The 12,435-nt window shown below is 74.7% G+C and carries 9 protein-coding genes; 6 read left to right on the plus strand and 3 right to left on the minus strand.

The genetic code is table 11. From position 1 onward, the window contains the following. Positions 1–363: 363 nt before the first annotated feature. Positions 364–1,989: a septation protein SepH gene (gene sepH, locus O4U47_RS21495; protein ID WP_270679727.1), complete on the minus strand. Its 1,626-nt coding sequence runs from the start codon at positions 1,987–1,989 to the stop codon at positions 364–366. A gap of 495 nt (positions 1,990–2,484) precedes the next feature. On the opposite strand from sepH, the gene O4U47_RS21500 reads away from it, so the two are divergent. Continuing rightward, positions 2,485–3,642, plus strand: coding sequence for a hypothetical protein (locus O4U47_RS21500; protein WP_270679728.1), 1,158 nt, complete (start codon positions 2,485–2,487; stop codon positions 3,640–3,642). Between the two features lie 108 nt (positions 3,643–3,750). On the opposite strand, the gene O4U47_RS21505 is transcribed toward O4U47_RS21500, so the two are convergent. Further along, positions 3,751–5,040 (minus strand): D-arabinono-1,4-lactone oxidase, encoded by a 1,290-nt coding sequence (locus O4U47_RS21505; protein WP_270679770.1) that lies wholly within the window; start codon positions 5,038–5,040, stop codon positions 3,751–3,753. Between the two features lie 95 nt (positions 5,041–5,135). Here O4U47_RS21505 and O4U47_RS21510 point away from each other — a divergent pair, with 95 nt between their 5' ends. The 3 genes from O4U47_RS21510 to O4U47_RS21520 all read left to right on the plus strand — a co-directional run bounded on the left by O4U47_RS21510 (position 5,136) and on the right by O4U47_RS21520 (position 9,227). Beyond that, a complete protein-coding gene (locus O4U47_RS21510; protein WP_270679729.1) occupies positions 5,136–6,170 on the plus strand; it encodes a ferrochelatase in 1,035 nt (344 codons plus the stop codon). 167 nt (positions 6,171–6,337) lie between these two features. Beyond that, entirely contained in the window at positions 6,338–8,359 is a 2,022-nt protein-coding gene (locus O4U47_RS21515) for a S9 family peptidase (RefSeq protein ID WP_270679730.1), read from the plus strand. 37 nt (positions 8,360–8,396) lie between these two features. Continuing rightward, positions 8,397–9,227 carry an inositol monophosphatase family protein gene (locus O4U47_RS21520; protein ID WP_270679731.1) on the plus strand — a complete coding sequence of 277 codons (831 nt, stop codon included), beginning with the start codon at positions 8,397–8,399 and terminating at the stop codon, positions 9,225–9,227. 76 nt (positions 9,228–9,303) lie between these two features. Here the strand turns inward: O4U47_RS21520 and O4U47_RS21525 are convergent, their stop codons facing one another. After that, a complete protein-coding gene (locus O4U47_RS21525) occupies positions 9,304–9,471 on the minus strand; it encodes a hypothetical protein (RefSeq protein ID WP_270679732.1) in 168 nt (55 codons plus the stop codon). A gap of 773 nt (positions 9,472–10,244) precedes the next feature. Here O4U47_RS21525 and O4U47_RS21530 point away from each other — a divergent pair. Both O4U47_RS21530 and O4U47_RS21535 read left to right on the plus strand, forming a co-directional pair. Beyond that, positions 10,245–10,898, plus strand: coding sequence for a response regulator transcription factor (locus O4U47_RS21530; RefSeq protein WP_270679733.1), 654 nt, complete (start codon positions 10,245–10,247; stop codon positions 10,896–10,898). A gap of 158 nt (positions 10,899–11,056) precedes the next feature. Then, positions 11,057–12,211: a sensor histidine kinase gene (locus O4U47_RS21535; protein WP_408639008.1), complete on the plus strand. Its 1,155-nt coding sequence runs from the start codon at positions 11,057–11,059 to the stop codon at positions 12,209–12,211. The last annotated feature ends 224 nt before the right edge of the window (positions 12,212–12,435 follow it).

Below are 12,435 nucleotides of genomic sequence, written 5' to 3' on the forward strand. Positions count from 1 at the left end.
CCTACCCGCCCGGACCGCGAGGGGCCCGCCGGACGGCAGGCAGGCCCGGGGAACCACCCCGCTCACTCCGTCGCCGCCATTCACGGTGACCACGCACGCGCCGGGCGGCCGACAGCGCTGCAGGAGGAGCGTCAGCCTTATGTCCTTGCCGACCACACCGTCACCACCTACACGCCCGCCGCTCGGCTGATGTCCGTGAGTGGGGGCCTGCCGAACCCGGCTCGGGAGGGGGTGGACTGGTGGCGGGCGGCCCTGGGAAAACGTCCCCGCTTGCGCCTTTGCCCCCGATATACGAATGTGGGACCGCCATCGGCGGCCCCGCACCTGGGTGGGCGGTGACTCCCCTTCAGGGATTCACTACCCCTACTCCGGCTTCTTGGATCCGAACATGATCTCGTCCCACGACGGGACCGATGCGCGGCGGCCTCGCCCCTTCTTCCGGGCTGGCTGGGCTGCCCCGCCTCCGGCGGCCGCGGCAGCCGAGACCGAGTCCTCGGCCCCGCGGCCCTTCTGGTCGTCCTGGTCGGTCGCCCGTGCCGTCACCGGGGTGCGGCCGCGCGGCTCCTGGGGCCGTTCGGCGGGTCTGCGCGGCCCTGCGTCCGGGACGGCGGGCCCCATCGACGGGCGCGGGCGCGCCGTCCGCTCGCCGCGTTCGGGCCGGTCGGGGCGCTCGCCCCGCTCAAGCCGGTCTCCCCGGTCGGGGCGCTCGCCCCGCTCGGGCCGGTCGTCCAGGTCAGCCCGTTCGGGCCGCTCGTGCCGGGGTGCCTCCGCTGCGGGGGCGCCCCGGCGGGCGGGGGTGGAGGGGAGGACGTCGTCCTCTGGGCCACCCCGCTCCGTGCGCTCGGCTGTGCGCTCGGGCATGCGTTCCGCCGTGCGGTCATGCATGCGCTCGGCTGCTCGCTCATGCATGTGCTCGGCCGCGGGCTCTCCCCGCGGGACCGCCCGGTCGGTACCCGGAGCGCCCGGGTCGGCGCCGGGGTAGGCGCGCTCGGCTTCCTGGGGCACCCGTTCGGGCTCCTGGGCCGGGCGCTCACGTCCCGGGCGCGGGGACGGGGCGCCGGGGAAGGCCGGATCGGCCTCCGGGGCCGCGCGGTCGCGGCCGGTCCGGCTGAAGGCCCGCTCGGTCTCGGTCAGTGCGCGCTCGGCCGGTGCCGTGTGGGCCCGGGCCGCAGGCCGCTCGGCGGGTCCGGCCGGGGCCGCGTCCTCCCGGTCGGCGGCCGGGGGCGCCTCCGCCGGGGGCGGGGCCGGGTGCTGCGGGGGGTCGGCCGGGGCCTGCGCGGAACGCTGCGGGGCGGGCTCCTCGGCCCCGGGTCTGGCCAGCGGCCCGTCGGCCCGGGCGGCGGGCTCGGGCGCCCCCTGGCGGCGCGGCACGAACGGGGTGACCGTCGCCCCGCCGTCCCCGGACACCCCGCCCGCGGACGGGTCGGAGAAGCGCGCCGCCTCGTCGTCGACCGGGACGACCGTGCGCCGCCGCGGCTCGAACACCCAGTGCGCCAGGCGCTCCTGCCCGTCCAGCAGGAAGGCCAGCTTCACGTGCCAGCTTCCGTCCTCGCGCTTCCAGGCGTCCCAGACCGCCTCGCCGGTCTCCAGCTGGTGCGGCCCCACCCGTTCGGAGACCAGGTCGCCCAGCGCGGGGCCGGGCGCGGTGTCCCCGGGACCGCGTACGGAGGCCCGCTGCGCCTGCTGCGCCATGAACTCGCGCTCCTGCAGGACCGGGCCTTCGAACCAGCGGACGCGCTCGATGGGGATGCCAGCGAGCTCGGCGATCGCCTCCGCCGTCTCTCCGGAGCGGATCCGGGCCTGGATTTCCTTGGGGCGCAACGGATTCTCCACTTCGATCTCGTACTGGCCGAGCCGGGAGAACTGGCCGCGGACGGCGGCGCGGAGACGGTCGTCGACGGGCAGCGTGAAGCGGGTACCGCGGCCGGCGCTCGCCAGCACCAGGTAGGTGCCGTCCTCGCTCACGGCCACGAGGCGAAGCTCCTGCATCGCCCTCCCTTTCGCGCTTCCCGTCGAGGGTGGGTCCTCGGCCATCCCCCGCGTTCCCAGTCTGTTCGGCATCCGGGTGTTCGGCCAGTACCCCGCCCGGCATGTCCGAACCGTGGGCCTCCGTGCGCCGGCCACCGGCGCCCGGGCGTGCCCAGAGCCAATCTTGGCATGTGGGAGGGGGCGTGCGGCGGGTGCGCTCCGGTCGTCGGTCGGCGTCCTCCTGCGGGTGATGCTAACCCGCGCGCCCTCTGCGGACCATGCGACCGGCGCCGGGTGTCGGCACGGCCGGGCGGTGCGCACGCCAAACCGACACGCGCACCGTGACCGCAGGGTGATGTATTCAATGCCGCGCCTTAACAAGAGCTTAGATGGGATTCGCGTAGGTTGTCCGGATATGGGTCGGGAGTCGGGCGCCGCAGGGGGCGGCGCCGACCGGCCCGGACCCAGCGATCCGACGGGGGAGCGCCGCCGTGCGCGGCGTACAGAGGGGGGAGGATGGCCGAGCCCGATGAGGGCGCGCGCCATGGCGCGCGCATGCGTGCCGCCGCCGATGGGGGCGGCGGCGACAGTGACACGAACGGCACCACGGACCCCGAGGGCGGGGCCGACGGCGGCCGCCGCCTCAACCTGAGCATGCCGCAGGTGGTCGCGGGCGGTGTGGCCACCCTGACGGCCGCCACCGCCGCGTCGTTCATCGGCGTCTACGGCACGATCTTCGGCGCCGCCGTCATGAGTGTGCTCAGCACCGCGGGCACCGCCATCGCCCAGCACTGGCTGGAGCGCAGCCAGGACAAGGCCAAGGAGGCGGCGGCCCGCGCCGGGATGACCCTGCACGGCGCACGCATGCAGGGCGCGGCCCGCGCGGCCGCCGGGGGCCGCGGGGGCGCCTCCCGGACGGCCGCGGCCGGATCCGGCCACCGACCGGCGGACGGCCCCGAGGGCGCGCCCGACGCGACCGATGGTCCCGACGCGCCCACACAGGCGTTCGGCGGTGTCGGAGACCCCGACGCCACCCGCGCCCTTCCCAGCCTTTCCGGCGACACGCTCGACGGTGAGGACGGCGGCGGGGCCGAGGACGAGCGCGGCTGGTGGCAGCGGTACAAGATGCTGATCATCCCGGCCGCCGTCGTGTTCGTCGGCGTCATGCTGGTGATCCTGGTCTTCGAACTGCTGACCGGCCGGAGCCTGAGCGACACCGTGCACGGCCGCACCGACCACTCGTCGCCGACCCTCCTCGGCGGCGCCTCCCAGTCCCAGCAGGAGCCCGACGGGACCGTGCAGCCGACGCCCGGCACCGGCGAGGGCGGGCAGCAGGAGACCGGCGGCCCGGACGGGACCGACGGGGTCGAGCCCACGCCCGGCACCGAGGGCACCGACGGGTCCGACGGGTCCGACGGCCAGACCGGCGGCGACGGCACCGAGAACGGCACCGATGAAGGGACCGGCGGTGACACCGGCACCGGTGGCGACACCGGCGGCGACACCGGCAGCGGTACCGAGGACGGGTCGGACACCGGCGGCGGCACCGGAGACGGCACCGGCTCGGAAGACGGCGGCTCCGTCGGCGGATCCGGAGGCTCGGGCCAGAGCGGCACCGGCGACCAGCAGCAGGACCCGCAGCGGTCGGTGCCCGAGAGCGGCGCCTCGCCCTGACGCGCCGCACCCACAGGCGAGCCCCTCATCGCCGACCCGAGCACGCATGAGGCCCCGCCCGGACCGAGAGGTCCGGGCGGGGCCTCACCCGCGCCCGACGACCGCCCCTCAGGGCCCGAACACGCGCTCCGTATAGGCGTTGGCGAACCGGCGCTCGGGGTCCATCCGCTCGCGGACCTCCATCGCGTCCCCGAACCTCGGGTACACCCGCTCCAGGTACGACCGGTCCTTCGTGTGCATCTTCCCCCAGTGCGGCCGCCCCTCCGCGGCCGTGAACACCGCCTCGGCGTCGGCGAAGTAGCGCTGGTACGGCGCCCCCTTGTACACGTGCACCGCCACGTACGCGGTCTCCCGCCCGTACGCCGTCGACAGCCACACGTCATCGGCGGGCGCGAAGCGCACCTCCACGGGGAAGCTGATCCGGTGGCCGCCCCGGTCCACCAGCGACCGCAGCTCCCGCAGCACCCCCGGCAGCTCCTGCGCCGGGACCGCGTACTCCATCTCCACGAACTTCACCCGCCGCGGCGACGCGAACACCTTGTACGAGGTGTCCGTGTACTCCCGCGCCGAAAGCGCCCGCGCGCTCACCTGGTTGATGGCCGGGATCGCCGACGGCAGCGCCCGGCCCGCCCGGTTGACCCGCTCGAACAGCGTGTTGGACAGGAACTCGTCGTCCAGCCACGCCTTGAACGGCGCCAGCGGCCGGGCCGGCCCCTCCACCGGGTTGTTGCGTTTGGTGTTGGCCATCCCGGTGTGCGGGAACCAGAAGAACTCGAAGTGCTCGTTCCCGGCCCGCAGCTCCGGCAGCCGGTCGAGCACCTCGTCCACGCGCATCGGCTCCTCGCGCGCGTGCAGCAGGAACGAGGGGCGCACCGCCATGGTCATCGCGGTGACGACGCCGAACGCCCCCAGGCCGACCCGCGCCGCGCCGAACAGGTCCGGGTCGTCGGCCGCCGAGCAGCGCACCGCCTCCCCGTCGGCGCGCACCAGCTCCATGCCGACCACCTGTGAGGCGAGCCCGCCGGTGGTGCGCCCGGTGCCGTGCGTCCCGGTCTGGATCGCCCCGGCCAGGGTCTGCACCGCGATGTCGCCCATGTTGGCCAGCGCCGCCCCGTGCCCCGCCAGCGCGGTGTTCAGGTCGCTGAGCACCATGCCCGCGTCCGCCTCGCCGGTGCCCGCCTCCAGGTCGACCGCGCGCAGCCGGTTCAGCGCGGTGGGGGAGAGCATCACCCCGTCGGTGACGGCGGCGTCGGTGAAGGAGTGCCCGGCGCCGACCATCCGCACCGGCAGGCCCCGCCCGGCGGCCGAGCGCACCGCGCCGGCGACGTCGGCGGCCCCGTTGGGGGTGGCCGTGGTGGTCGGGAGGGCCTCGTGCGTGCCGGACCATGTGCGCCACATCACGTTCGTCATGGTCCGGGAGGCTACCGGCGAGGGTGACGCCCGTTACGCGGGGGGTGGCCGAAACCCCGCCGAAGTGCTGGTTTCATGGAGTCATGAGGCCCTACGACGCGTTCCTTCTCGTCTCCTTCGGAGGTCCCGAGGCCGAGGACGAGGTGATCCCGTTCCTGGAGAACGTCACCCGCGGCCGCGGCATCCCCCGGGAGCGGCTCGCCGAGGTCGGCGAGCACTACTTCCTCTTCGACGGGGTCAGTCCGATCAACCAGCAGTGCCGCGACCTGATCGCCGAGGTCCGCGCCGACTTCTCGGCCAACGGTGTGGACCTGCCGGTCTACTGGGGCAACCGGTTCTGGGCGCCGATGCTCACCGACACCGTCCGGCAGATGGCCCGGGACGGCGTGCGCCGGGTGGTGGCCATGGCCACGTCGGCCTACAGCAACTACTCCAGCCACCGCGCCTACCTGAACGACATCGCCGCCGCGCGCGAGGCCGTCGGGCCGGAGGCCCCCGAGATCGAGCTGATCCGCCCCTTCTTCGACCACCCCGGGTTCATCGAGCCGCTGGTCGAGCACACCCGCCAGGCCCTGGACCGGCTGCCCGACGACAAGCGCACCGGTGCCCGCCTGCTCTTCTCCGCCCACTCCATCCCCACCGCCATGGCCGACGCCAGCGGCGCCCCGGGCCAGGGGTACGGCTCTGGCGGCGCCTACGCCGCCCAGCTGGAGGAGGTGGCCCGCATGGTGGCCGAGCGGGTCGGCGGCGGCCACCCCTACGAGGTCGTCTACCAGAGCCGCAGCGGCCCGCCGAGCCAGCCGTGGCTGGAGCCGGACGTCAACGACCGCCTGGAGGAGCTCTCCAAGGAGGGCGCCGAGGCCGTCGTCGTGGTGCCGCACGGGTTCGTCTCCGACCACATGGAGGTCAAGTTCGACCTCGACCACGAGGCACGCGAGACCGCGGCCGGGCTCGGCATCGCCTTCGAGCGCGCGCTCAGCCCCGGAACCCACCCGCGCTTCGTGCAGATGGTGCGCGAGCTGGTGCAGGAGCGCGCCGAGGGCGCCGAGCCGATGGGCCTCAGCGGTCTTCCCCTCTGTCATGAGTGCGTGGCCGACTGCTGCCCGCAGAAGCGCTGATCGGCCCGGTGCGCACCGGTGCCGGCCCCGGCACCGGAACCGCCCGCCCTCCGGAGGACCACGGCTCTCCGGCCGCCCGAAATCGGTGCGGAACCCCGGTCTCGTCGGCGATTCCGCATACCGGATAGGGTCGTGGCGTCCGACCCCGGTGTTGAGGGAGGAAGCGCATGGTCCGCTCCTGGTACGAGCTGTCCGACTACGTCACTCTCAAGCGGGTGGGCGGCCTGCGCCTCTCGCCGGACGGGCGCAGGCTGGTGGCACCGGTGAGCGGCCTCAAGTCCGACGGCACCTCCTTCGGCACCTCCCTGTGGGAGATCGACCCCGAGGGGCGCGCCGAGCCGCGCCGCATCACCCGGTCGGTCGAAGGCGAGGCCGCGCCCGCCTTCCTGCCCGACGGGTCCCTGCTCTTCTCCTCCAAGCGCCCCGACGCCGAGTCCAAGGAGGACGGCGACAAGCCCGCCCTGTGGCTGCTGCCCGCCGACGGCGGCGAGGCCCGCCGCGTCGCCGCGCGCCCCGGCGGCATCGGCGCGGCGGCCGTGGCCCGCGACGCCGGGACCGTGGTCTTCGCCTCCGACACCCTGCCCGGCACCACCGGCGCCGAAGAGGACGAGGAGGCCCGCAAGGCCCGCAAGGACGCCGGGGTCACCGCGCTCCTGCACGAGTCCTTCCCGGTCCGGCACTGGGACCATGATCTGGGCCCCGGCGAGCCCCGCCTGTTCGCCGCCGCGCCGCCCGGGGACGCCTCCGGCGGGCTGGGCGAGCCCGCCGACCTGACCCCGGCCCCCGGCAAGGCGCTGCTGGACACCGACTTCGACGTCGCCCCCGACGGCGCCACCGCGGTCGCCGCCTGGACGGTCGTCGGCCCGGCCGCCCAGCCGCGCACCCGCCTGGCGGTCCTGGACACCGCGACCGGCGCCGCCCGCGTCCTGGCCGAGGACCCCGACCGCGACTTCTCCTCGCCCTCCTTCTCCCCGGACGGCCGCTCCGTCGCCGCGATCCGCTCCTACGACGGCGCGCCCGGGGGCGAGCCCCGCGACGCCACCCTGTGGGTCGTCGACGCCGCGACCGGCGAGGGCCGCGACGTGCTGGCCGACGCGGAGCTGTGGCCGCGCGAGGCGGCCTGGTCGGCGGACGCGCGGTCGCTGTTCTTCATCGCCGACGAGAACGGCCGCCGCCCCGTCTTCCGCCTCGACCTGGACACCTCCCGCCTGACCCGGGTGACCGGCGACGACGGCGCCTACAGCTCCCTGCAGCCCGCCCGCGACGGCGCCGCGCTCTACGCCCTGCGCGACTCCTGGGACGAGCCGCCCACACCGGTGCGCCTGGACCCGGCCGCCGAGGACGGGCGCCCCGTCCGCCTGCCCGCCCCCGACCTGCCGCTGGAGGTGCCCGGGCGGCTCACCGAGGTGGAGGCCCGGGCCGACGACGGCACCCGCGTGCGGTCCTGGCTGGTGCTGCCCGAGGAGGCCTCCGCCGCCTCCCCGGCGCCGCTGCTGCTGTGGATCCACGGCGGCCCCTACATGAGCTTCAACGGCTGGTCCTGGCGGTGGAACCCGTGGCTGGCGGCCGCCCGCGGCTACGCCGTCCTGCTGCCCGACCCCGCCCTGTCCACCGGCTACGGCCAGGACATGCTCCGCCGCGCCTGGGGGACCTGGGGGCCGCGCACCTTCGCCGACCTGATGGCGGCCGTGGACGCCGCGGCGGCCCGCGACGACGTGGACGGCGAGCGCACCGCCGCGATGGGCGGCTCCTTCGGCGGCTACATGGCCAACTGGGTGGCCGGGCACACCGACCGTTTCCGGGCGGTCGTCACCCACGCCTCGCTGTGGGACCTGGAGTCCTTCAGCTCCTCCACCGACATGCCGCCCGCCTGGACCGCCGAGTTCGGCGACCCCGACACCTCGCCGGAGCGCTACCGGGCCGCCTCCCCGCACCGCTCGGCCGACGGCGTGCGCACGCCCGTGCTCGTCATCCACGGCGACAAGGACTACCGGGTGCCCATCGGCCAGGGCCTACAGCTCTGGTGGGACCTGATGCGCCGGGAGGTGGACGCCAAGTTCCTCTACTTCCCGACGGAGAACCACTGGATCCTCACGCCCGGCAACATCGCGGTCTGGTACGAGACGGTGTTCGCGTTCCTCGACCACCACGTGCTGGGCAAGGAGTGGAAGCGGCCCGAGCACCTGTAGGGGCCGGGCGGAGTACGACGGAACTGGGGGGACGTGCATGGCAGCCGAGGAGGGCGCCGCGTCCGCGGCCGACCCGCACGCGCTGGCCGCGCTGGCCGAGCGCACCGCCGCCGAGGCGGGCCGGGTCGCCGCCGGCGGGCAGGAGGGCATCGGGGTGCTCGACACCAAGAGCACCCCGACCGACGTGGTCACCGAGATGGACCGGCGGGTCGAGGAGCTGGTCCGCAAGCGCCTGCTGGAGGCCCGTCCCGGGGACGCGGTGCTCGGCGAGGAGGGCGGCGAGGAGGCCGGGGCGGACGGCGGGGTGCGCTGGATCGTCGACCCCATCGACGGCACGGTCAACTATCTGTACGGGCGCGAGGAGTGGGCGGTGAGCATCGCCGCCGAGGCGGAGGGGCGGATCGTCGCCGGCGCGGTGGTCGCCCCCCGCCTGGGCGACACCTACACCGCCGTCCTGGGCGCCGGGTCGTTCTGCAACGGCGCGCCGCTGCGTGTGGGCCCCGCGCCCGAACCGGCGCTGGCGCTGGTGGCGACCGGGTTCGGCTACGACCCGCGGCGCCGCGCCCACCAGGCCGAGGTGCTGCGGTCGGTGCTGCCCCGGGTGCGCGACATCCGCCGCGGCGGGTCGGCGGCGATCGACATCTGCTCGCTGGCGCGCGGCCGCGCCGACGCCTACTACGAGCGCGGCCTCAACTGGTGGGACTGGGCGGCGGCCGGGCTGGTGGCCCGGGAGGCGGGACTGCGGGTGGAGGGCCTGCGCGGGGCGCCGCCCGGCGACGCCATGACCATCGTCGCGGGCCCCGGCCTGTTCGAGAGCCTGCACGCGATGCTGGAGCCCCTGGGCGCCGACACCGACGGCCCGGATTAGCCGGGACCCGGCCCCGGACGCGCGGCGGCCGGCCGCGGGGATTCCGCGGCCGGCCGTGCGGACCTGGGGGATCGGGTCAGGCGCAGTCGGCGTTGACACCGTTCCGGGCGGCGATGCGCTTGAGGTCTTCGAGCTCGGAGGAGTGCATCTCGGCCAGGAACTCGTCGCCGGCCGCGCGGGCCGCTTGAAGAGACGTGTAGGTCTCCGTAATACGGCCGTTGATCTCCGCGAGGAACTCGCCCATGTTCACCTCACTCTAAAAGCACGTCCGGTGTTGCTCCGGGTCACTGCGCTGTGACACGGCGGATGCGCCCCGGCCCGCGGCGCGGGTCGGAACGCGGTGGCGGAACGGCGTCCCGCCTCTCGGGGATGGCGGGCGCCTGCGGCTTCAGGCCATACCCGCCCCTCCGGTCCGGTGAAACCCCCACTGTGGGGCGTGATCGATCCGTGATGGAAGGTGCCGGCGGCCGTCGGACCCCGGGGCCCCGCCTCCTGATCGATCATCCCAGGGGTGTGTGAGGCCCCGCACCCGGGTACCCCTTTCGCGTCACCCCCGTGTGGGCCGCCGGACGGCCCCGCGGCCGCGCCCGGCGGCGCGAACGCCCGCCACCAGGGGATTCGGGCGCGGCGGGTGTCCTATAGCACATCGGCCCGTTCGCGCCACCGCTTACTTGTTTCTTATTCTGTATGTGTCAGATTCGAGATGTGCGGGGTGAACAGCCCTTGCCGGCGGTTGGGGGATGCGCCGGCAAGGGCTCCCGTACAGGGGGAAAATCGGTGGTCCGGTCCCGTTGGGGGACGGGGCCGGGCCCCGTACTCCGTTCCCCGGCGGCAGCCGCAGGTTGCCGCACGGCCGAGCCGCCCCTACGTTGGCGGCGGGCGGGGCTTACCCCGCCCTTATCCGGGCCGTGCGATAACGGCAGAGCGCGGCCGGGGACCACAGACGCCGCTGCCGGTGTGTTGGGGGATGCGCCGGCAGCGGCCCTTTTTATCGGTGCCGCGAGGAGAAGGACGGCTGTGCGCGTACTTGTGGTCGAGGACGAGCAGGTCCTCGCTGACACCATCGCCGTGGGCCTGCGCCGCGAGTCCATGGCGGTGGACGTCGCCTACGACGGCGACAGCGCATTGGAGCACGCCGGAGTCAACGACTACGACGTGGTCATCCTCGACCGCGACCTGCCCGGCGTGCACGGCGACGACGTCGCCCGCGCCCTGGTGGACAAGAGCTACAACGGCCGCATCCTCATGCTCACCGCCTCCGGCCAGCTGGAGGACAAGGTCGAGGGGCTCAGCCTGGGCGCCGACGACTACATGGCCAAGCCCTTCGCCTTCGCCGAACTGGTGGCGCGCGTGCGGGCGCTGGGCCGCCGCGCCGCCCCTCCGCTGCCCCCGGTCCTCAAGCGCAACGGCATCGTCCTGGACCCGGCCAACCACACCGTCGAGCGCGACGGCCGGGACATCCCGCTCACCCCCAAGGAGTTCGCCGTGCTGGAGGTGCTCATGCGCGCCAACGGCACCGTGGTCAGCGCCGAGGGCCTGTTGGAGAAGGCCTGGGACGAGAACGCCGACCCCTTCACCAACGTCGTGCGGGTCACCGTGATGACCCTGCGCAAGAAGCTCGGCGAGCCCGCCATCGTGCACACCGTCCCCGGCGCGGGGTACCGGCTGTGAGCAGCGGCGGCGACGCCGGACGGCACGGGCCCGCGACCGACCCGGTGACCGCGGTCCCCGAGGGCGAGGTCCCGGCCACCCCGCCCGGCGAGACCGGCACCTGGCGGCGGCTCAACCCCCAGCCCGCGTCCCCGCCGACCCCGCCCGCCGGGAACAACCTGGGCGGGCAGGTCACCGAGGGGCTGCACCGCTTCACCGACAACATGAGCCTGCGGGCCCGGCTCACCCTCATCTACGGGATGCTGTTCTTCGCCGCCGGGTCGCTGCTGGTGCTGCTGAACTACATCATCGTCGCCGGGGTGCTGGGCGGGCTCACCTTCACGCCGGCCGACGACATCAGCCTCGCCCAGGCCGAGGCGATGAAGAACAGCTTCATCGAGGCGGTGCTGGCCTCGCTCACCCGCTGGTCGGTGCTGGCGCTGGTGGTGGTCGGCCTGCTCGCGGTGGGCCTGGGGTACGCGGTGGCCGGGCGGGCCCTGTCGCCGCTGCAGAAGATCACCCGCACCGCGCGCCGCCTGTCCGAGCGGTCCCTGCACGAGCGCATCGCCCTGGGCGGGCCCGACGACGAGATCCGCGAGCTCGCCGACACCTTCGACGCGATGCTGGAGCGGCTGGACCGCGCCTTCGACGGGCAGCGCCGCTTCGTCGCCAACGCCTCCCACGAGCTGCGCACCCCGCTGGCGATCAACCGCACCCTGCTGGAGGTCGCCCTCAGCGACCCCGAGGCCTCCGCCGACCTCAAGACCGTCGGGCGCACCCTGCTGGAGACCAACTCCCGGCACGAGCGCCTCATCGACGGGCTGCTCTTCCTCGCCAAGAGCGACCGGGAGCTGGAGGTGCGCACCCTGGTCGACATGGGCGAGCTGACCGAGTCGGTGCTCAGCCAGCTCTCCGGCGACCTGGACGACTCCGGCCTGCAGGTGCGCACCGACCTGCGCCAGGCGCGCGTCACCGGCGACCCGGTGCTGCTGGAGCGCCTGGCGGGCAACCTCGTGGAGAACGCCCTGCGGTACAACACCGAGGACGGCGAGATCACCGTCCGCAGCGGCATGTACGAGGGCTTCCCCGCCATCCAGGTGGAGAACTCCGGCCCGGTGGTGCCCGCCTACGAGATCGAGGGCCTGTTCGAGCCCTTCCGCCGCTCCACCGGCAACCGGGTGGCCTCCGGCAAGAGCGCCGGGCTGGGGCTGTCCATCGTCCGCTCGGTGGTGCGCGCCCACGGCGGCAGCGTCAGCGTGTGGCCCCGCGCCGGCGGCGGCCTGGTCGTCACCGTCTCCTTCCCCGCCGCGGGCCGCGAACAGCCGGGTGTGTAACCGGCTGCGACCCCTCCCGGCGGCGTGATATCTATACGTGTCCGACGACACGACCACCCCGGGTCCGAGCGGCTTGCAGCGGTGGGTAAGCTTCCCCGGGCGTGAACACGCGGGGAACTCCGCCCCGCGTGGGATTGCCGCCGCTACCTCGTGCGATGCGCGGTTCGACCCGCTGCCGTGCACGCGCCGGAAGCGGCCGCGGGAATGGGTCGGAAACGTTCGGG

Source organism: Nocardiopsis suaedae (assembly GCF_027706745.1).
Lineage (GTDB): Bacteria > Actinomycetota > Actinomycetes > Streptosporangiales > Streptosporangiaceae > Nocardiopsis_A > Nocardiopsis_A suaedae.

What these genes read in the sequence shown, in the direction of transcription:
- O4U47_RS21525 (WP_270679732.1), bottom strand. Translation starts at nt 9,471, where the DNA reads ATGGGCGAGTTCCTCGCGGAGATCAACGGCCGTATTACGGAGACCTAC.
- O4U47_RS21500 (WP_270679728.1), top strand. Translation starts at nt 2,485, where the DNA reads ATGGCCGAGCCCGATGAGGGCGCGCGCCATGGCGCGCGCATGCGTGCC.
- O4U47_RS21510 (WP_270679729.1), top strand. Translation starts at nt 5,136, where the DNA reads ATGAGGCCCTACGACGCGTTCCTTCTCGTCTCCTTCGGAGGTCCCGAG.
- O4U47_RS21505 (WP_270679770.1), bottom strand. Translation starts at nt 5,040, where the DNA reads ATGTGGCGCACATGGTCCGGCACGCACGAGGCCCTCCCGACCACCACG.
- O4U47_RS21520 (WP_270679731.1), top strand. Translation starts at nt 8,397, where the DNA reads ATGGCAGCCGAGGAGGGCGCCGCGTCCGCGGCCGACCCGCACGCGCTG.
- O4U47_RS21515 (WP_270679730.1), top strand. Translation starts at nt 6,338, where the DNA reads ATGGTCCGCTCCTGGTACGAGCTGTCCGACTACGTCACTCTCAAGCGG.
- sepH (WP_270679727.1), bottom strand. Translation starts at nt 1,989, where the DNA reads ATGCAGGAGCTTCGCCTCGTGGCCGTGAGCGAGGACGGCACCTACCTG.